This is a genomic window from Streptomyces graminilatus, from assembly GCF_001418565.1.
Taxonomy (GTDB): domain Bacteria; phylum Actinomycetota; class Actinomycetes; order Streptomycetales; family Streptomycetaceae; genus Streptomyces; species Streptomyces graminilatus.
In genome coordinates this window covers 17395-36011 of sequence record NZ_LIQQ01000076.1, presented here as the reverse complement: position 1 = coordinate 36011, position 18617 = coordinate 17395, and the positions used below count along the sequence as shown (strand labels likewise).

Sequence of the window (18617 nt, the reverse complement as noted above, 5' to 3'; positions counted from 1 at the left end):
TTCGGGGGCAGCGCCCCCGAGAACGGGACGGGAACGGGTCGGGAACGGGTAGGGGCGGCGGGGGCGAGCGAAATTCTCTGGTTACTCCGGGGCCGTCACGAAGTCGATCAGTTCCTCCACGCGGCCCAGGAGCTCCGGCTCCAGGTCCCTGTACGACCGCACCCTCGCCAGAATCGCCTGCCACACCGCCCCCGTGTTCTCCGGCCACCCCAGCTCCCGGCACACGCCCGTCTTCCAGTCCTGCCCGTGCGGGATCCGGGGCCACCCGGGGATACCCAGTGACGCCGGCTTCACCGCCTCCCACACGTCGATGTACGGATGCCCGACCACCAGCGCGTGCTCGCTCGTCACCGCCCGCGCGATCCGGAACTCCTTCGTACCCGGCACCAGGTGGTCCACCAGGATGCCCAGGCGGGCGTCCGGGCCCGGGGCGAACTCGGCCACGATCGCCGGGAGGTCGTCGATGCCCTCCAGGTACTCCACGACCACACCCTCGACCCGCAGATCGTCGCCCCACACCTTCTCGACCAGTTCGGCGTCGTGCCGGCCCTCGACATAGATCCGCCCCGCCCGTGCCACCCGCGCGCGGGCACCGGGTACCGCCACCGAACCGGAGGCGGTACGGGACGGATGTACCGATGACGACGGCGATGACGATGACGATGACGCGGAGGGGCGTACCAGAGTCACCGGTCTGCCCTCCAGCAGGAAGCCGGCCGGCTCCAGCGGGAACACCCGGTGCTTGCCGAAGCGGTCCTCCAGGGTGACCGTGCCCGCTTCGCAGCGGACCACCGCGCCGCAGAAGCCCGTCCCCGGCTCCTCGACGACCAGGCCCGGGTCCGCCGGGACCTGCGGTACGGGCTTGGGCTTCTTCCACGGCGGGGTCAGGTCCGGAGAGTACTGGCGCATTCGGATGACGATAGGAGAAGCGGCTCCGGGGTCAGGTCACCGGCTCCCGCGACACGCCGAAACGGCTTGCCAGGGCGTCCCGTTGGGCCCGGACGAAGGCCGCGTCCACCACCGCGCCGTGGCCGGGGACGTACAGCGCGTCCTCGCCGCCCAGGGCGAGCAGCCGGTCGAGGGCCGCAGGCCAGCGCGACGGTACGGCGTCGGGGCCCGCCTGCGGTTCGCCCGACTCCTCGACCAGGTCACCGCAGAAGACGACGGTCGGGTCCCCCGGTACACCCGGTACGCCCGGTACGACGACCGCGAGATCGGCGCGGGTGTGACCCGGGCCCACGGCACTCAGGACGACCCGGCGACCGCCGGTCAGGCCGTCGGACTCGGACTCGGACAGTGTGATGGTGTGCTCCTCCCCGATGTACCGGTGCGGGACGACCAAGGTGTCCGCCGCCTCCTCCGCCGCACGGGCGTCCAGACCGTTGCGTACCGCGTCCGCGCGCAACGCCTCGCGCCCCACTTCCCCGAATTCGTCGTGGGGGGACAGTGGCGCGAACACACACGCCCCAGCGAAGACCGCCGCCCCGAAAACGTGATCGAAGTGGGCGTGGGTGAGCGCGAGGAGGTCCACGCGGCGGCCGGCCAGTGACTGGGCCGCCAGGCGCAGCCGCGCGCCCTCCGCGAGACTCGATCCCGTATCGATCAGCAGCGCGCCGCCCGGCCCGGTCACCAGGCCCACCGTGCAGTCCCAGCCAGGCAGCCGGCACCGGCCCACCCCGGCCGCCAGGCGCTCCCAGCCCAGATCGCCCCACTCCGGCTCTTCCCAAGTCACCTTCATACGGCGACGCTAGGGCCTGCCCGGCGGGTCGTGCCGCAGACGCGGGGCGTGGCATGCCGATCTGCGGCGTTGTCGCCGGTTGCGGACTCCCCAGTCCCGGCTTCGCCAGACCGGGGGACCCCCATCGCTTCGACGTCCTCCTTCTCCACCTCGCGGCTCGACGCATCACGCCCCGCTCACCCGCGCCGACAGGTCGCCGCTGATTTCCCGTGACCTGATCCGCCGGACAGGCCCCGGCCCAACACGACATCGCAGGACAGGTCGGTACACGTCGGCAGATCGGCGCGGGCCGCCCTTGCCGGGGGCGTACCCGACAGCCGTACACTGGGCCGGGGAACGCTGGCACTCGCACACGAAGAGTGCCAGGGCAGGTCACCGGGTAAGCGCTCAAGGGACGACGACAGCAGCTGGAGGTGTGCGCGATGCTCAGTGAACGCAGGCTCGAAGTGCTGCGCGCGATCGTCCAGGACTATGTCGGCACCGAGGAGCCGGTCGGGTCCAAGGCGCTCACCGAGCGGCACAACCTCGGGGTGTCACCGGCGACCGTCCGCAACGACATGGCGGCGCTGGAGGACGAGGGCTTCATCGCCCAGCCGCACACCAGTGCCGGGCGCATCCCGACCGAGAAGGGCTACCGGCTGTTCGTCGACCGGCTGGCCGGCGTCAAGCCGATGACGGCTCCCGAGCGGCGCGCCATCCAGAATTTCCTGGACGGCGCCGTCGATCTCGATGACGTCGTCGGGCGGACCGTTCGGCTGCTCGCGCAGCTCACGCGGCAGGTCGCCGTCGTGCAGTATCCGTCGCTCACCCGGTCGACCGTGCGGCATGTGGAGCTGCTCTCGCTCGCTCCCGCGCGCGTGATGCTCGTACTGATCACGGACACCGGCCGCGTCGAGCAGCGGATGATCGACTGCCCGGCACCCTTCGGCGAGACGTCCCTGGCGGATCTGCGCGCGCGGCTCAACAGCCGGGTCGCGGGCCGTCGCTTCGCGGATGTGCCGCAGCTCGTGCAGGACCTCCCGGAGGCCTTCGAGGCGGAGGACCGCGGCACGGTCGCGACGGTGCTCTCCACCCTGCTGGAGACGCTCGTCGAGGAGGCCGAGGAGCGGCTGATGATCGGCGGAACCGCCAATCTCACCCGCTTCGGACATGATTTTCCCCTCACAATCAGACCGGTTCTCGAAGCCCTGGAGGAACAGGTCGTACTTCTCAAACTCCTTGGTGAGGCCGGGGATTCGAGCATGACCGTACGAATCGGTCACGAGAACAAATACGAGGGACTCAACTCCACGTCCGTCGTGTCGGTCGGCTACGGTTCGGGCGGCGAGGCAGTGGCCAAGCTCGGCGTGGTCGGACCGACACGCATGGACTACCCGGGAACGATGGGAGCGGTACGCGCAGTGGCACGGTACGTCGGACAGATCCTGGCGGAGTCGTAAGTGGCCACGGACTACTACGCCGTACTCGGCGTGCGCCGAGACGCGTCCCAGGACGAGATCAAGAAGGCGTTCAGGAGGCTCGCCCGCGAGCTGCACCCGGACGTCAACCCCGATCCGAAGACGCAGGAGCGGTTCAAGGAGATCAACGCCGCGTACGAGGTGTTGTCGGACCCGCAGAAGAAGCAGGTCTACGACCTCGGCGGCGATCCGCTGTCCCAGTCGGGCGGCGGAGGCGCGGGTGGCTTCGGAGCCGGTGGCTTCGGGAACTTCTCGGACATCATGGACGCGTTCTTCGGGACGGCGTCGCAGCGGGGGCCCAGGTCGCGCACGCGGCGTGGCCAGGACGCGATGATCCGGCTCGACATCGAACTCGACGAGGCCGCCTTCGGGACCACCAAGGACATCCAGGTCGACACGGCTGTGACCTGCGGTACCTGTAGTGGTGAGGGTGCGGCGCCGGGGACCTCGGCCCAGACCTGCGACATGTGTCGTGGTCGGGGTGAGGTGTCCCAGGTGACGCGCTCCTTCCTGGGCCAGGTCATGACCTCGCGGCCCTGTCCGCAGTGCCAGGGGTTCGGGACCGTCGTTCCGACGCCGTGCCCCGAGTGCGCGGGCGACGGTCGGGTGCGGTCGCGCCGGACGCTCACCGTGAAGATCCCCGCCGGGGTCGACAACGGTACGAGGATCCAGCTCGCCGGTGAGGGCGAGGTGGGACCCGGTGGCGGGCCCGCCGGTGACCTCTACGTCGAGATCCACGAGCTGCCGCACACGCAGTTCCAGCGGCGCGGGGACGACCTGCACTGCACGGTGACCCTTCCGATGACGGCGGCGTCCCTGGGCACGAAGGTGCCGCTGGAGACGCTCGACGGGCTGGAGGAGGTCGACATCCGTCCGGGCACGCAGTCCGGGCAGTCGATCCCGCTGCACGGGCGGGGAGTCACACATCTCCGGGGCGGTGGGCGCGGTGACCTCCTGGTGCATGTCGAGGTCATGACTCCCACGAAGCTCGACCCGGAGCAGGAGCGGTTGCTGCGCGAGCTGGCGAAGCTGCGGGGCGAGGAGCGGCCCATGGGGCAGTTCCAGCCCGGTCAGCAGGGCTTGTTCTCGCGGTTGAAGGACGCCTTCAACGGCCGCTGAGCACGTTTTTAACGGGCGCTGAGCACGTTTTCGGCGAAAGCCGGCAGAGGGGCGGGGTCTGGGGGTGCACACCCTCAGACCCCGCCCTTTCGCGGTCCTTTCGCGGTCCTTTCGCGCTGAAGGGGGCTGATTCGGACTTGTCCTGGGGACGTGACAACATGCCGTCATGTCCTCCGCACTGACCGATCTCTTCCCACACCCGATCGTGCAGGCGCCCATGGCGGGCGGCGTCTCCGTCCCGCGGCTCGTCGGCGCCGTCGCCGAGGCAGGCGGGCTCGGGTTCCTCGCCGCCGGGTACAAGACCGCGGACGGGATGTACCAGGAGATCAAGCAGTTGCGCGGGCTCACCGGACGCCCGTTCGGCGTGAACCTGTTCATGCCGCAGCCCGATGTCGCCGATCCCGCCGCCGTCGAGGTCTACGCCCATCAGCTCGCCGGTGAGGCCGCCTGGTACGACACCGAGCTGGGCGACCCGGACAGCGGACGCGACGACGGCTACGACGCCAAGCTCGCCGTACTCCTCGACAACCCGGTCCCGGTCGTCTCCTTCCACTTCGGGGTGCCCAGTACCGACGTACTGGACTCCCTCCGCCGCGCCGGCACCCTCACCCTGGTCACCGCGACCACCGCCGAGGAGGCCCTCGCCGTCCAGCGGGCCGGGGCCGACGCGGTGATCGTGCAGGGCGTCGAGGCCGGCGGACATCAGGGCACCCATCGCGACAACCCCGAGGCCGACGGGTCCGCCATCGGGCTGCTCGCCCTCATCGCCCAGGTCCGCGAGACCGTCGATCTGCCCCTCGTCGCAGCGGGCGGACTCATGCGCGGCAGCCAGATCGCCGCCGCCCTCGCCGCCGGAGCGAGCGCCGCCCAGCTCGGCACCGCCTTCCTCGCCACCCCGGAATCCGGCGCCCACGCCCTGCACAAGCAGGCGCTGACCAACCCCCTCTTCGGCCGTACGGAGCTGACGCGCGCGTTCTCCGGCCGGCCCGCCCGGGGACTGGTGAACCGTTTCCTGCGCGAGCACGGCCCGTACGCGCCCGCCGCCTACCCCGAGGTCCACCACCTCACCTCGCCGATCCGCAAGCAGGCCGCCGCGACCGGCGACGCGCAGGGCATGGCGCTGTGGGCGGGACAAGGGCACCGGATGGCCCGTGAACTTCCGGCGGCGGAGCTGGTGGCCGCGCTGGTGGACGAGATCGAGACGGCGCGGACCGCGCTGCTGGGTGGAGGTGAGCGTTCATGACCGCTCCTGTCTTCGTCGTCGAGGGATTCCCCGCGCACCTTCCGGCCGCCGGTGGCGGACAGTACGTCCTGGACGGGGCCGAAGGGCGGCACGCCGTCTCCGTGAAGCGGATGCGGGCCGGTGAGACCGTCGTCCTCACGGACGGGGCCGGGCGCTGGGCGGAGGGCGAGGTCGTCGCCGCCGAGGGCAAGGACCAGTTGGTCCTGCGACTCGGGGCGGTCGTCGAGGAGGCGCCGCAGTCACCTCGGATCACCGTCGTCCAGGCGCTGCCCAAGGGCGACCGGGGCGAGCTGGCCGTCGAGACGATGACCGAGACGGGCGTCGACGCCATCGTGCCGTGGGCCGCCTCGCGGTGTGTCACACAGTGGCGGGGCGACCGTGGGCTGAAGGCGCTCGCCAAGTGGCGGGCCACCGCCCGGGAAGCCGGCAAGCAGTCCCGCCGGGTGCGCTTCCCGGAGGTCGCGGACGCCGCGTCGAGCAAGCAGGTCGCCGCGCTGCTCGCCAAGGCCGACTTCGCCGCCGTACTGCACGAGGACCGCGACTACGGCAGTGCCGCGCTCGCGACTGCCGAACTCCCCGCGACCGGCGAGATCGTGCTGGTCGTCGGCCCCGAAGGAGGCGTCTCCCCCGAGGAGTTGACTCTCTTCGAGGAGGCGGGGGCGAAGGCGTACCGGCTCGGGGCGAGTGTGCTGCGTACCTCCACGGCCGGTACGGCGGCCACCGCGCTGCTGCTCGGCCGGACCGGTCGCTGGTCGTAGGGCCAGTCGTCGCATGAGCGGGTGAACAGGGCGTGTGAGCCTCGGTGGTTGGTCATGAAGTGATCGAAACTCCTGTCCGTGGGCGGGCGCGTTGCCTAGGGTGATCGGGTGACTCAGCCCTCTTCGCCTGCGTATCTCCGGTTTCCGCACCTGCACGGCGACCTGGTCGCCTTCACCGCCGAGGACGACGTCTGGGTCGCCCCGATCGACGGCGGCCGGGCCTGGCGCGTCAGCGCCGACAACGTGCCGGTGAACCATCCCCGTATCTCCCCGAACGGCACCCGCGTCGCCTGGACCTCCACCCGCGACGGCGCGCCCGAGGTGCATGTCGCCCCGATCGACGGCGGGTCCACCAACCGGCTCACCTACTGGGGCAGTTCGAGGACCCAGGTGCGCGGCTGGACCCCGGACGGACGGGTCCTCGCCCTCAGCACCCAGGGACAGGCCAGCCTGCGCCGCTCCTGGGCCAGGGCCGTGCCGCTCGACGGCGGTCCGGCGACCGTCCTGCCGTACGGGCCGGTCGGGGATGTCGCACACGGTCCGGCGACCGTGCTCCTCTCCGCCCCCATGGGCCGCGAGGCCGCCTGGTGGAAGCGCTATCGGGGCGGTACGGCGGGCAAGTTGTGGATCGACCGTGAGGGAGATGGCGAGTTCGCCCGGCTGCACGCCGATCTCGACGGGAACCTCGAATACCCGGTGTGGGTCGGGGAACGCATCGCCTTCCTCTCCGATCACGAGGGTGTCGGGGCGCTGTACTCGTCGTTGGCGGACGGGTCGGATCTGCGCCGCCACACGGGCGTCGACGGTTTCTACGCCCGGCACGCGGCGAGCGACGGCAGCCGTGTCGTGTACTCCTCCGCCGGTGAACTGTGGCTGCTGGACGACCTGGACGGGGCCGAGCCGCGCCGGCTCGACATCCGGCTCGGCGGGCAGCGCGTCGACCTCCAGCCCCATCCGGTGAGCGCCTCCCGGTGGTTCGGGTCCGGCTCGCCCGACCACACCGGACGCGGCAGCGCGATCGGGGTGCGCGGGTCCGTGCACTGGGTCACCCACCGCTCCGGCCCGGCCCGCGTCCTCGCCTCAGGGCACGGGGTACGGGCCCGGCTGCCCCGCGCCTTCCGCGTGGACGGCGAGGAGTGGGCCGTGTGGGTGACGGACGCGGAGGGCGACGACGCACTGGAGTTCGCCCCCGCGACCGGTGCCGCCCCCGGCACCACTCCGCGTCGGCTCGCCGCCGGGCAGCTCGGGCGGGTCCTCGGCCTCGCCATGGCGCCCGACGGCAGCAGGGCCGCCGTCGCCTCCCACGACGGGCGCGTCCTGCTCGTCGAGCGGGAGTCCGGGGAGGTGCGCGAGGTCGACCGCAGCGCCGACGGTGATGCGTCCGGGCTCGTCTTCTCGCCGGACTCGGCCTGGCTGGCCTGGTCCCACCCCGGCCCGCGCCCGCTGCGCCAACTCAAGCTCGCCAACACGACTGATCTATCCGTGACGGAGGCGACTCCGCTCCGATTCCGGGACTACTCGCCGGCCTTCACGCTCGACGGCAAGCACCTGGTTTTCTTGTCGGCGCGATCCTTCGACCCCATCTACGACGAGCACGTGTTCGACCTCGCCTTCGTCGGCGGTTCGCGTCCGCACCTCATCCCGCTCGCCGCGACCACACCCTCGCCCTTCGGGCCCCAGCGGCACGGGCGGCCCTTCGACACGCCGGACAAGGACGAGACCCCGGACAGCGAGGGCGCCCCGACCACCCGCATCGACCTCGACGGGCTCGCCGACCGCATCGTCCCGTTCCCGGTCGAGGCCGCCCGCTACTCCACCCTGCGCGCCGCCAAGGACGGGGTGCTGTGGCTGCGCCACCCGGTGCGGGGGGTTCTGGGCTCGTCCAGGGCAACGCCGGACGACCCCGACCCGAAGACCGAGCTGGAGCGGTACGACCTCACCCAGAGGCGCATCGAGCACCTCGCCGGGGACGCCGACCACTTCGCGGTCAGCGGCGACGGCAAGCGCGTCCTGCTGTGGACCGACGGCAAGCTGAAGGTCGTACCCAGCGACCGGCGCGCCTCGAACGATGACGAGAGCGACTCGAACATCACCGTCGACCTGTCGCGCGTACGGCAGACCGTCGACCCGGCCGTCGAGTGGCGGCAGATGTACGACGAGAACGGTCGCATCATGCGCGACAACTTCTGGCGCGCGGACATGGGCGGGACGGACTGGGACGGCGTCCTCGACCGCTACCGGCCCCTCCTCGACCGTGTCGCCACCCACGACGACCTCGTCGACCTTCTCTGGGAGGTCCAGGGCGAGTTGGGCACCTCGCACGCCTACGTCACTCCGCGCGGCGGATACGGCGGCGGCGAACGGCAGGGCCTTCTCGGCGCCGACATCTCCCGCCACGAGGACGGCCCCCAGGACACGCCCGTGTGGCGTATCGACCGCATCCTGCCCGCCGAGACCTCCGACCCCGAGGGTGTCTCCCCGCTCGCCGCGCCCGGTGTCGCGGTCCGCCCGGGCGACGCGATCGTGGCGGTCGCCGGACAGCCTGTCGACCCGGTCGCCGGGCCGGGCCCGCTGCTCGTCGGTACGGCGGGCAAGCCCGTCGAGCTGACGATCTCACCGTCCGGCGGCGGCGACCCACGGCACGTGGTCGTCGTACCCATCGCGGACGAGGAACCGCTGCGCTACCACGCGTGGGTGACGGACCGCCGCGCGTACGTCACCTCGCGATCGGGCGGCCGGCTCGGCTATCTCCACGTCCCCGACATGCAGGCGCCCGGCTGGGCCCAGATCCACCGTGACCTGCGGATCGAGGTCGCGAAGGAGGGGCTGGTCGTCGACGTCCGAGAGAACCGGGGCGGGCACACCTCCCAACTGGTCGTCGAGAAGCTGGCACGGCGGATCGTCGGCTGGGACCTCCCGCGCGGGCTACGCCCGTCCAGCTACCCGGAGGACGCGCCTCGCGGGCCCGTCGTCGCGGTCGCCAACGAGTTCTCGGGGTCGGACGGGGACATCGTCAACGCGGCGATCAAGGCGCTGGGGATCGGGCCCGTGGTCGGTACGCGGACGTGGGGCGGGGTGATCGGCATCGACAGCCGGTATCGGCTCGTGGATGGAACACTCGTCACCCAGCCCAAGTACGCGTTCTGGCTTGAGGGTTACGGGTGGGGCGTCGAGAACCACGGGGTCGACCCCGATGTGGAGGTCGTGCAGACCCCGCAGGACTACGCGGCCGGGCGTGACGTCCAGTTGGACGAGGCGATCCGGCTGGCGCTGGAGGCGCTGGAGACGCGGCCGGCGAAGGCTCCGCCGGGGTTGGCGGAGATTTAGCCAACCAGCCAACCAACCCGTAGCGCGAAGCGCCCCCAACTGGTCCTGTACATGGACCAGTTGGGGGCGCACTTCGTTCGGCCAACTTGTGGCTGTATGGACCGGTAACTACCGCTTTTGACCACTCCGGAACGCCTGGCGGGCAGGCGGTTCGTGACAGGTTTCCCTGTACTTAGCCGGTGGACGGCCGACGGCGCCTGAACGGCCGTTCGTACTTGGCATGATCGTGTCCAGCGGCGGCGGGTAAATGCGCTGAAAACGGCACGAAATCAACGGCCGTCGGCCGCCGCAGCCACGAGCGGAAGGAAGTTGACATGACCCACACAATGGGATCGGACACAACGGCGGGTACCCAAACCCGGACCCTGGGGCGTTTCGCGCGCCGCGGATGGGCGGGGGCCCTTGCTCTCGGGCTTTTCCTGGGGCTGTCGGTCATGAACGCGGGCACCGCGTCCGCGTACGTCGGGCCGAACCTCCTGCGCAACTGGGAAACCGGGCGCTGCCTGGACAGCAACAGCAGCGGTCAGGTGTACACGAATCCCTGCCAGACGGGAAACGACTACCAGACCTGGAACATGCTCTTCAGTCGCCACGACGCCTATGACATTGTCGAGGTGCAGAACAAGGCGACCGGACTGTGCCTGAGGTATGACATCAACCGAAGGATGATCACCGCCAACTGTCTCGGTAGCGGCGGCGCCCACGCCGGACTCTGGGCCGCTGTCGGGTCGAGCTGGGACAAGGTCCAGCTCAAGAGCGCCTTCGGCGGAAACGAGTGCGTGGACAACACCTCCGGAGGGGTCAGCCTGAGGGGTTGCTACAACACCGGACTCCAGCTCTGGAAGCTGGGCTTCTGACCCAGCCGGATCCGCTGGATCCAGGGTTGGGCCCAGCCTCGATCTTTGACTGAGGGTTCGTCGGCTTGCCGACGGACCCTCGTCTCTGTGTGTCCGGGGTGAGGGCGCCGATACGATGCCGACGTAATGATCGGCCGACGCGAGGAGGCACGCGCATGCGGGACGAGGACGAGAACGACAGCGGGGCGCCGCAGGACGACTGCCTGTTCTGCAAGATCGTCGCGGGGCACATCCCGGCGACCATCGTCCAGGAGACCGACACGACCGTCGCCTTCCGGGACATCAACCCGCAGGCGCCGACGCACATCCTGGTGATCCCCAAGGTCCACCACTCCGACGCGGCCTCCCTCGCCGCCGCCGAGCCCGGCATCGCCGCCGACGTGCTGCGGCACGCCGGTGAGGTGGCGGCCGAGGAGAAGCTGGACAGCTATCGGATCGTCTTCAATACCGGCAGCGGGGCCGGCCAGACCGTGTTCCACGCGCACGCGCACCTTCTCGGTGGGCGCGGCCTCCAGTGGCCGCCGGGGTAACGGGCCTTGTCCGCACGTGAACTGGTGGTCCTCGGCACCGCCAGCCAGGTACCCACCCGGCACCGCAACCACAACGGCTATCTGCTCCGCTGGGACGGCGAGGGTCTCCTCTTCGATCCCGGCGAGGGCACGCAGCGCCAGATGCTGCGGGCGGGGGTCGCCGCCCACGACCTCAACCGGATCTGCGTCACGCACTTCCACGGGGACCACTCGCTCGGGCTCGCCGGAGTCATCCAGCGCATCAACCTCGACCGCGTCCCGCACGAGGTGACCGCACACTACCCGCGCTCCGGGCAGAAGTTCTTCGACCGCCTGCGGTACTCCACCGCGTACCGCGAGACCGTTCAGATACGGCAAGAGCCGGTCTCGGGGGAGGGTGGCGTGCTGGCCGCTGCGTCCGGGACATCTGGAACTTCCGGGTATCGGCTCGAAGCGCGCAGGCTCTCCCATCCCGTCGAGTCCTACGGCTACCTCCTCGTCGAGCCCGACGGGCGCCGCATGCTGCCCGAGCTGCTCGCCGGGCACGGGATCAAGGGGCCGGACGTCGGGCGCCTCCAGAGGGAGGGGTCCGTCGGGTCCGTCACCCTCGACGACGTCAGTGAGGTGCGGCGCGGGCAGCGGTTCGCCTTTGTGATGGACACACGGTTGTGTGATGGAGTGCATGCGCTGGCCGAAGGTGTCGACATGCTCGTCATCGAGTCGACCTTCCTTGATGAGGATCAGCAACTCGCCGTCGATCACGGCCACTTGACCGCCGGGCAGGCGGGGGCAATCGCCCGGGACGGCGGCGTACGGCATCTCGTTCTCACCCACTTCAGCCAGCGCTACTCCGACCCGGCCGAGTTCGAACGGCAGGCGCGCGCTGCGGGATACGAGGGTGAGCTGACCGTCGCCTACGACCTGCTGACGGTGCCGGTTCCGAAACGGCGGTAAAACGGTCGTACGATTCTTGGATGTCCCTCCCCAAAGCCGAACTCCACCTCCATATCGAAGGCACCCTCGAACCCGAGCTGGCCTTCGCGCTCGCCGCGCGCAACGGTGTCGTGCTGCCGTACGCCGACACCGAAGAGCTGCGCAAGGCGTATCTGTTCGATGACCTGCAGTCCTTTCTGAACCTCTACTACGAGCTCATGGCCGTCCTGCGCACCGAGCAGGACTTCGCGGATCTCGCCAACGCCTATCTCGCTCGGGCTGCGGCTCAGGGTGTTCGGCACGCCGAGATCTTCTTCGATCCGCAGGCCCACCTCGCCCGGGGGGTCGGCATGGGGACCGTTGTCGAGGGGCTCTGGCGGGCGCTCGGGGAGAGCGAGTCCGTCCACGGCGTCTCCACCCAGCTGATCATGTGCTTCCTGCGTGACCAGTCCGCCGAGTCCGCGATGGAGACGCTGGAGGCCGCCAGGCCCTACCTCGACCGGATCGTCGGTATCGGGCTCGACTCCGCCGAGGTCGGGCATCCGCCGGTGAAGTTCCGCGAGGTGTACGAGGCCGCCGCAGCCCTGGGTCTGCGGCGCGTCGCGCACGCGGGGGAGGAGGGGCCGCCCGAGTACATCACCGAGGCTCTTGATGTTCTCGGCGTCGAGCGGATCGACCACGGGCTGCGCTGCATGGAGGACCCGGAGCTGGTCGCGCGGCTGGTGCGGGAGCGGGTGCCGCTGACGCTGTGTCCCCTGTCGAACGTGCGGTTGCGGGCCGTCGACGTCCTGGCCGAGCACCCGCTGCCCGCGATGCTCGACGCCGGCCTGCTGTGCACCGTCAACTCCGACGACCCCGCCTACTTCGGTGGATACGTCGGCGACAACTTCGGGGCGGTACGGGAGGCCCTGGGGCTCGGTGACGAGCGGCTGCGGGAGCTCGCGCGGAACTCGTTCCTGGCCTCGTTCCTGGACGGTGACGAGGAGCGGCGGGCGCGCTACCTCGCCGAGGTGGAGGCGTACGAGTTCGGGGCCTGAGTGCCCCCACGGGCGCCGTACGGAGGCTTCTGGGACGCGAGCGGCGGGTCGGTGTCAGTGGTGTGGTGCACACTGGCCTGATCCGCACCATCGTCAGGGAGCGCACCGTGATCGCGTCCACCATGTCCACCGGAGAGGGATCGTCCTACCGCCAGGCCCAGGTCGATCCCCTGGCCGCCCTGCGCGCGCCCGGTGAACCGCCGTGGGACGTGTATCTGACGGGCACCGTCTTCCTCGACATCATCTTCACCGGGCTCGATTCCGCGCCGGTGCGCGGCACCGAGTCCTGGGCGCGCGGGATGGGGTCCAGCCCCGGCGGGGTCGCCAACATGGCGACCGCGCTGGCCCGGCTCGGCCTGCGGACCTCCCTCGCCGCCGCCTTCGGCGACGACCACTACGGGGAGTACTGCTGGGACGCCCTCGAACAGGGCGAGCGCATCGACCTCTCCACGTCACGCACGGTCCCCGGCTGGCACTCCCCGGTCACCGTCTCGATGGCGTACGAGGGCGAGCGCACGATGGTCTCCCACGGCCATGAGCCGCCGCACGAGGAACCGGCGCCACAGTGCCCGCCGCACTCCCGCGCCGCCGTCGCCTCCCTCGCCCCGGGTGTCCCCGCCCCCTGGATCGCCCAGGCCGCCCGCAAGGGTGCCCGTATCTTCGGCGACGTCGGCTGGGACGACACCGGGCGCTGGGATCTCGCGGGCCTCACCGACCTGGAGCACTGCGAGGCCTTCCTGCCCAACGCCGAGGAGGCGATGCGCTACACGCGCACCGACTGCCCCCGCAAAGCCGCCCGCGCCCTCGCCGATCACGTACCGCTCGCCGTCGTCACCCTCGGCGCCGAGGGCGCGTACGCGGTGGACGGGCGGACGGGGGAGACGGCCGAGGTGCCCGCCATCGCCGTCGAGGCCCTCGACCCCACCGGCGCCGGCGATGTCTTCGTCGCGGGCTTCGTCACCGGCACCCTCGCCGACTGGCCGCTCGCCGACCGCCTCGCCTTCGCCGGCCTGACCGCCGCCCTCTCCGTCCAGGACTTCGGCGGCTCCCTCTCCGCGCCCGGCTGGTCCGAGGTGGGGGCCTGGTGGCGCGAGATCCAGTCGTACGAGCACCAGGACCCGGCCGCCCTGCGCCGGTACGCGTTCCTGGCGGACCTGGTGCCCAGAAGCGCGAGACCCCGCCCGTGGCCGCTGCGCCGGGCCGTCCCGACGATCGGCTTCCGCAGCCTGCCCTGAGCGCGGAAACCGGCCTGTCTTGAGCACGGGCGCCGACCCCGGGACGCCGGCCCCGGTTCCGGCCTCGCGCGTACACCCGACAGTCACTGTCACCCGGCCGTCACCGTGCGCACCGGAGGGTGACGGCGTTCACCGGACGGTGACCGCGTTCACCGGACCGTGAGCGAAAAGCCCTTCGGGGTTGTCAGTGCACCGTCGTAGTCTGGGAGCGGAAGGCTACCCACGTGGTAAGCGAGCCTCATTGAGGAGGTCGTGCAGGCCTACAGAGCCGGCCCATGACACAGACACCCACAGCTCAGCCCCCTGCGCGGGGGCAGGCACGAGCGCAGTTCACGGTCCCGGCCGCCCACCCCATGGTGTCCCTGCTGGGATCCGGCGACTCCCTCCTGCGCGTGATCGAAACGGCCTTCCCGGCGGTCGACATCCATGTCCGGGGCAATGAGGTCAACGCCACTGGCGAAGCGGGCGACGTCGCCCTCATCCAGCGGCTGTTCGACGAGATGATGCTGGTGCTCCGCACCGGACAGCCGATGACGGAGGACGCAGTGGAACGGTCGATCGCCATGCTCAGAGCGAGCGGCAACGGCGAGGGCGACGGCCAGGAGACCCCGGCCGAGGTCCTCACCCAGAACATCCTGTCCTCGCGGGGTCGCACGATCCGTCCCAAGACCCTCAACCAGAAGCGCTATGTCGACGCCATCGACAAGCACACGATCGTGTTCGGCATCGGCCCGGCGGGCACCGGCAAGACCTACCTGGCCATGGCGAAGGCCGTACAGGCGCTCCAGGCCAAGCAGGTCAGCCGCATCATCCTGACCCGCCCGGCGGTGGAGGCGGGCGAGCGGCTGGGATTCCTGCCCGGCACGCTCTTCGACAAGATCGACCCGTATCTGCGCCCGCTGTACGACGCGCTGCACGACATGCTGGACCCGGAATCGATTCCTCGGCTGATGGCGGCCGGGACGATCGAGGTCGCGCCCCTGGCGTACATGCGTGGCCGTACGCTCAACGACGCCTTCATCATCCTGGACGAGGCCCAGAACACCAGCGCCGAGCAGATGAAGATGTTCCTCACCCGCCTCGGCTTCGAGTCGAAGATCGTGGTCACGGGTGACGTGACGCAGGTCGACCTCCCCTCCGGGACGAAGTCGGGTCTGCGGCAGGTGCAGGACATCCTCGAAGGCCTCGACGACGTCCACTTCGCACGGCTCACCTCCCACGATGTCGTCCGGCACAAGCTGGTCGGCCGTATCGTCGACGCGTACGAGAAGTACGACAACGAGAACGGTACGGAGAACGGCACCCACAAGGGTGTCCGTGACAAGCGGAAGTAGACGAACCAGCACCATGTCGATCGACGTCAACAACGAGTCCGGAACCGAGGTCGACGAGCAGGCGATCCTCGACATCGCCCGCTACGCGCTCGCGCGGATGCGCATCCACCCGCTCTCCGAGCTCTCGGTGATCGTCGTGGACGCCGACGCCATGGAGCAGTTGCACATCCAGTGGATGGACCTGCCCGGTCCGACCGACGTCATGTCCTTCCCGATGGACGAGCTGCGCCCGCCGTCGAAGGACGACGCCGAGCCGCCGCAGGGGCTTCTCGGTGACATCGTGCTCTGCCCCGAGGTCGCCGAGAAGCAGGGCAAGGAGGCCGACACCCAGCACTCCATGGACGAGGAGCTCCAACTCCTCACCGTCCACGGCGTGCTGCACCTCCTCGGGTACGACCACGAGGAGCCGGACGAGAAGGCCGAGATGTTCGGCCTCCAGGCCGCCATCGTGGGCGACTGGCGCGGCGAGCGGGGGATGACGGGCCCGTCGCCCGCCCCGACCGTGTCATGAATCCCCAACTCGTCACGGGTGCCATAGCGCTGGTCGTGGTCGCCTGGCTCGCCGCCTGCGCGGAGGCGGGCCTCGCGCGCGTCTCCAGCTTCCGCGCCGAGGAGGCCGTACGCGGCGGCCGGCGCGGCAGCGCCAAGCTGGCGCAGATCGCCGCCGACCCGACCCGCTATCTCAATGTGGCGCTGCTGGTGCGCGTGGTCTGCGAGATGGCCGCCGCCGCGCTCGTCACCTACGCCTGCCTCCAGGAGTTCGACGAGACCTGGCAGGCCCTCGCCGTCGCCATCGGTGTCATGGTGCTCGTGTCGTATGTCGCGGTGGGGGTCTCGCCGCGGACCATCGGGCGGCAGCATCCGCTCAACACGGCCACGGCCGCCGCGTACGTCCTGCTGCCGCTCGCCCGGATCATGGGGCCCATCCCCTATCTCCTGATCCTCATCGGCAACGCCCTCACCCCCGGCAAGGGCTTCCGGCGTGGCCCGTTCGCCTCCGAGGCGGAGTTGCGCGCGCTGGTCGACCTGGCCGAGAAGGAATCCCTGATCGAGGACGACGAGCGCCGTATGGTGCACTCCGTCTTCGAGCTGGGCGACACCCTCGTCCGGGAGGTCATGGTCCCGCGTACGGATCTGGTGGTCATCGAGCGGTTCAAGACGATCCGGCAGGCGCTCACCCTGGCGCTGCGCTCCGGGTTCTCGCGGATTCCGGTCACCGGGGAGAGCGAGGACGACGTCGTCGGCATCGTGTACCTCAAGGACCTGGTCCGCCGGACGCACATCAGCCGGGACGCGGAGAGCGAGCTGGTGTCGACCGCGATGCGGCCCGCCGCGTTCGTACCCGACACGAAGAACGCCGGTGATCTGCTCCGTGAGATGCAGCGCGACCGCAACCATGTCGCCGTCGTCATCGACGAGTACGGCGGCACGGCCGGCATCGTGACCATCGAGGACATCCTGGAGGAGATCGTCGGCGAGATCACCGACGAGTACGACCGTGAACTCCCGCCCGTCGAGGAGCTGGGCGACGAGCGTCACCGGGTCACGGCCCGCCTCGACATCACCGACCTCGGCGAGCTGTACGGCCTGGAGGAGTACGACGACGAGGACGTGGAGACGGTCGGCGGGCTGCTGGCGAAGGCGCTGGGCCGCGTACCGATCGCCGGGGCCTCGGCCGTCGTCGAACTCCCCGACGGGCGCGAACTGCGGCTCACCGCGGAGGCCGCGGCCGGGCGGCGGAACAAGATCGTGACGGTGCTGGTCGAGCCGCTCGACCACACCGGGGCACTGGACGAGGAGAACGAAAAAGAGAACGAGAACGAGAAGGCGAAGGAGAAGGAGAAGGCGAAGGAGAGGGGCGACGCGTGACTTCCGAGGAACTGCGTGCTTTCTGTCTGTCCTTCAACTCCGCCGTGGAGGAGTTTCCGTTCAGGCCGGACGTCTCGGTCTTCAAGGTGCTGGGCAAGCTCTTCGCCCTGACCTCGCTGGACGGCCGGCCCCTGACGGTCAACCTGAAGTGCGTCCCGGAGGACGCGGTCCGGCTGCGCGCCGACCATCCGGGGCTGATCGTCCCCGGCTACCACATGAACAAACGGCACTGGAACACCGTCACGGTCGACGGGGAGTTGCCCGATCAGCTCGTACGGGAGCTGATCGAGGACTCGTACGACCTGGTGGTGGCCGGTCTGCCGCGCGCGGAGCGGTTGCGCCTCGACCGGCCCTGACTGACGGTCTGACTGATGGTCAGACTGATGGTCTGACTGCTACTGGTCTCAGTTGGTCTCAGTACGGGAGGATGCGGCCCGAGGGTGTCCTGCGGTCGATGGGGAGGTCGCGGGGTGAAGGAGCGCTGGGCCGACGGGTGACGCGGATGCGGGTCTGGCGGTTCATAACGCCTCCTCATGGCTCGCGGTTCCTGGGTCATGCCCTGATCGCCCGCACCTGATACCTGTTCCTGTGTGACTTCCTTGTGTCATGAAGCCTCAGCCGCCCTCAGCAGGGGACAAACCGCGTAAGTATGCTCGGGGCATGACCGAAAGCACCGCGCCCGCCCTCGGGCCCGAGGACCAGAAGATCGTCACCCTCGCCCGCTCCGCCCGGGCCCGCAACGGAGTGCCCGAGGGCGCGGCCGTACGGGACGAGACCGGGCGTACGTATGTCGCCGGCACGGTCGACCTCGACTCGCTGAAGCTGAGCGCGCTGCGGACGGCGGTGGCCATGGCGGTGGCGTCGGGCGCGAAAGCGCTGGAGGCGGCGGCGGTCGTCACCGGTGCGGAGGGCGTACCGGCGGAGGATCTGGCGGCCGTACGGGATCTGGGCGGACCCGCGACCCCGGTGCACGTGGCCGCGCCGGACGGGGTCGTACGGGTGACGGTGTCCGCCGGCTGAGGCATCTCCGGGCGCCCGGACGAGGGTTGTTCTTCGGCCACTTTCGCGGCGCCCGGAAGCTGTCGCCGAGCGTCTCTTGCAATCGCGAGCGACGCACGCATCAATGGAGCCCGCTCTTCCGACGGACCGTCAGATCTCACCGCGCGGCGCCCCGCACCCGCCGCGCGGCTGACCGCACCCG

At 70.3% G+C, this 18617-nt stretch carries 17 protein-coding genes; 15 read left to right on the top strand and 2 right to left on the bottom strand.

What is annotated here, in order from left to right:
- Positions 1–81 precede the first annotated feature (81 nt).
- Together AOK08_RS08065 and AOK08_RS08060 are read right to left on the bottom strand one after the other, a co-directional pair.
- Entirely contained in the window at positions 82–909 is an 828-nt protein-coding gene (locus AOK08_RS08065) for a DUF3097 domain-containing protein (protein ID WP_055524763.1), read from the bottom strand.
- Positions 910–940: 31 nt separating this feature from the next.
- A complete protein-coding gene (locus AOK08_RS08060; RefSeq protein WP_055524762.1) occupies positions 941–1738 on the bottom strand; it encodes an MBL fold metallo-hydrolase in 798 nt (265 codons plus the stop codon).
- Positions 1739–2160: 422 nt separating this feature from the next.
- Between AOK08_RS08060 and hrcA the strand changes: the two genes are divergently transcribed.
- The 15 genes from hrcA (at position 2161) to AOK08_RS07985 (ending at position 18436) form a co-directional block, all read left to right on the top strand.
- Positions 2161–3177 carry a heat-inducible transcriptional repressor HrcA gene (gene hrcA, locus AOK08_RS08055; RefSeq protein ID WP_055524761.1) on the top strand — a complete coding sequence of 339 codons (1017 nt, stop codon included), beginning with the start codon at positions 2161–2163 and terminating at the stop codon, positions 3175–3177.
- Positions 3178–4314 (top strand): molecular chaperone DnaJ, encoded by a 1137-nt coding sequence (gene dnaJ, locus AOK08_RS08050; RefSeq protein ID WP_055524760.1) that lies wholly within the window; start codon positions 3178–3180, stop codon positions 4312–4314.
- 166 nt (positions 4315–4480) lie between these two features.
- Positions 4481–5557: a nitronate monooxygenase gene (locus AOK08_RS08045; RefSeq protein ID WP_055524759.1), complete on the top strand. Its 1077-nt coding sequence runs from the start codon at positions 4481–4483 to the stop codon at positions 5555–5557.
- Positions 5554–6315, top strand: a complete 762-nt coding sequence (locus AOK08_RS08040) for a 16S rRNA (uracil(1498)-N(3))-methyltransferase (protein ID WP_055524758.1) — start codon at positions 5554–5556, stop codon at positions 6313–6315. Before AOK08_RS08045 ends, AOK08_RS08040 begins: the two co-directional genes overlap by 4 nt.
- Positions 6316–6423: 108 nt before the next feature.
- The gene (locus AOK08_RS08035) at positions 6424–9642 is read left to right on the top strand and encodes a S41 family peptidase (RefSeq protein ID WP_055524757.1); all 3219 of its coding nucleotides are present in this window, start codon (positions 6424–6426) and stop codon (positions 9640–9642) included.
- A gap of 434 nt (positions 9643–10076) precedes the next feature.
- Positions 10077–10499, top strand: coding sequence for an RICIN domain-containing protein (locus tag AOK08_RS08030; RefSeq protein WP_157876602.1), 423 nt, complete (start codon positions 10077–10079; stop codon positions 10497–10499).
- 155 nt (positions 10500–10654) lie between these two features.
- Entirely contained in the window at positions 10655–11029 is a 375-nt protein-coding gene (locus AOK08_RS08025) for a histidine triad nucleotide-binding protein (protein ID WP_055524755.1), read from the top strand.
- 6 nt (positions 11030–11035) lie between these two features.
- Positions 11036–11962: a ribonuclease Z gene (locus AOK08_RS08020; protein WP_055524754.1), complete on the top strand. Its 927-nt coding sequence runs from the start codon at positions 11036–11038 to the stop codon at positions 11960–11962.
- Positions 11963–11982: 20 nt separating this feature from the next.
- Positions 11983–12978, top strand: coding sequence for an adenosine deaminase (locus AOK08_RS08015; protein WP_055524753.1), 996 nt, complete (start codon positions 11983–11985; stop codon positions 12976–12978).
- Positions 12979–13100: 122 nt separating this feature from the next.
- Positions 13101–14213 (top strand): carbohydrate kinase family protein, encoded by a 1113-nt coding sequence (locus tag AOK08_RS08010; RefSeq protein ID WP_055524766.1) that lies wholly within the window; start codon positions 13101–13103, stop codon positions 14211–14213.
- A gap of 275 nt (positions 14214–14488) precedes the next feature.
- Positions 14489–15547, top strand: coding sequence for a PhoH family protein (locus tag AOK08_RS08005; protein WP_055524752.1), 1059 nt, complete (start codon positions 14489–14491; stop codon positions 15545–15547).
- 13 nt (positions 15548–15560) lie between these two features.
- Positions 15561–16058: an rRNA maturation RNase YbeY gene (gene ybeY, locus AOK08_RS08000; protein ID WP_055524751.1), complete on the top strand. Its 498-nt coding sequence runs from the start codon at positions 15561–15563 to the stop codon at positions 16056–16058.
- Positions 16055–17416 (top strand): hemolysin family protein, encoded by a 1362-nt coding sequence (locus AOK08_RS07995; protein ID WP_055524750.1) that lies wholly within the window; start codon positions 16055–16057, stop codon positions 17414–17416. Before ybeY ends, AOK08_RS07995 begins: the two co-directional genes overlap by 4 nt.
- Positions 17413–17772, top strand: coding sequence for an MmcQ/YjbR family DNA-binding protein (locus AOK08_RS07990; protein WP_055524749.1), 360 nt, complete (start codon positions 17413–17415; stop codon positions 17770–17772). The genes AOK08_RS07995 and AOK08_RS07990 overlap by 4 nt, the downstream gene beginning before the upstream one ends.
- A gap of 304 nt (positions 17773–18076) precedes the next feature.
- Positions 18077–18436, top strand: a complete 360-nt coding sequence (locus AOK08_RS07985) for a cytidine/deoxycytidylate deaminase family protein (protein ID WP_055524748.1) — start codon at positions 18077–18079, stop codon at positions 18434–18436.
- Positions 18437–18617 lie beyond the last annotated feature (181 nt).

Coding starts and splice junctions, on each gene's coding strand:
- AOK08_RS08010 (WP_055524766.1), top strand. CDS start 13,101: ATGTCCACCGGAGAGGGATCGTCCTACCGCCAGGCCCAGGTCGATCCC.
- AOK08_RS08065 (WP_055524763.1), bottom strand. CDS start 909: ATGCGCCAGTACTCTCCGGACCTGACCCCGCCGTGGAAGAAGCCCAAG.
- AOK08_RS08040 (WP_055524758.1), top strand. CDS start 5,554: ATGACCGCTCCTGTCTTCGTCGTCGAGGGATTCCCCGCGCACCTTCCG.
- hrcA (WP_055524761.1), top strand. CDS start 2,161: ATGCTCAGTGAACGCAGGCTCGAAGTGCTGCGCGCGATCGTCCAGGAC.
- AOK08_RS08030 (WP_157876602.1), top strand. CDS start 10,077: ATGAACGCGGGCACCGCGTCCGCGTACGTCGGGCCGAACCTCCTGCGC.
- AOK08_RS08005 (WP_055524752.1), top strand. CDS start 14,489: ATGACACAGACACCCACAGCTCAGCCCCCTGCGCGGGGGCAGGCACGA.
- AOK08_RS08015 (WP_055524753.1), top strand. CDS start 11,983: ATGTCCCTCCCCAAAGCCGAACTCCACCTCCATATCGAAGGCACCCTC.
- AOK08_RS07985 (WP_055524748.1), top strand. CDS start 18,077: ATGACCGAAAGCACCGCGCCCGCCCTCGGGCCCGAGGACCAGAAGATC.
- AOK08_RS08060 (WP_055524762.1), bottom strand. CDS start 1,738: ATGAAGGTGACTTGGGAAGAGCCGGAGTGGGGCGATCTGGGCTGGGAG.
- AOK08_RS07995 (WP_055524750.1), top strand. CDS start 16,055: ATGAATCCCCAACTCGTCACGGGTGCCATAGCGCTGGTCGTGGTCGCC.
- ybeY (WP_055524751.1), top strand. CDS start 15,561: ATGTCGATCGACGTCAACAACGAGTCCGGAACCGAGGTCGACGAGCAG.
- AOK08_RS08045 (WP_055524759.1), top strand. CDS start 4,481: ATGTCCTCCGCACTGACCGATCTCTTCCCACACCCGATCGTGCAGGCG.
- AOK08_RS08025 (WP_055524755.1), top strand. CDS start 10,655: ATGCGGGACGAGGACGAGAACGACAGCGGGGCGCCGCAGGACGACTGC.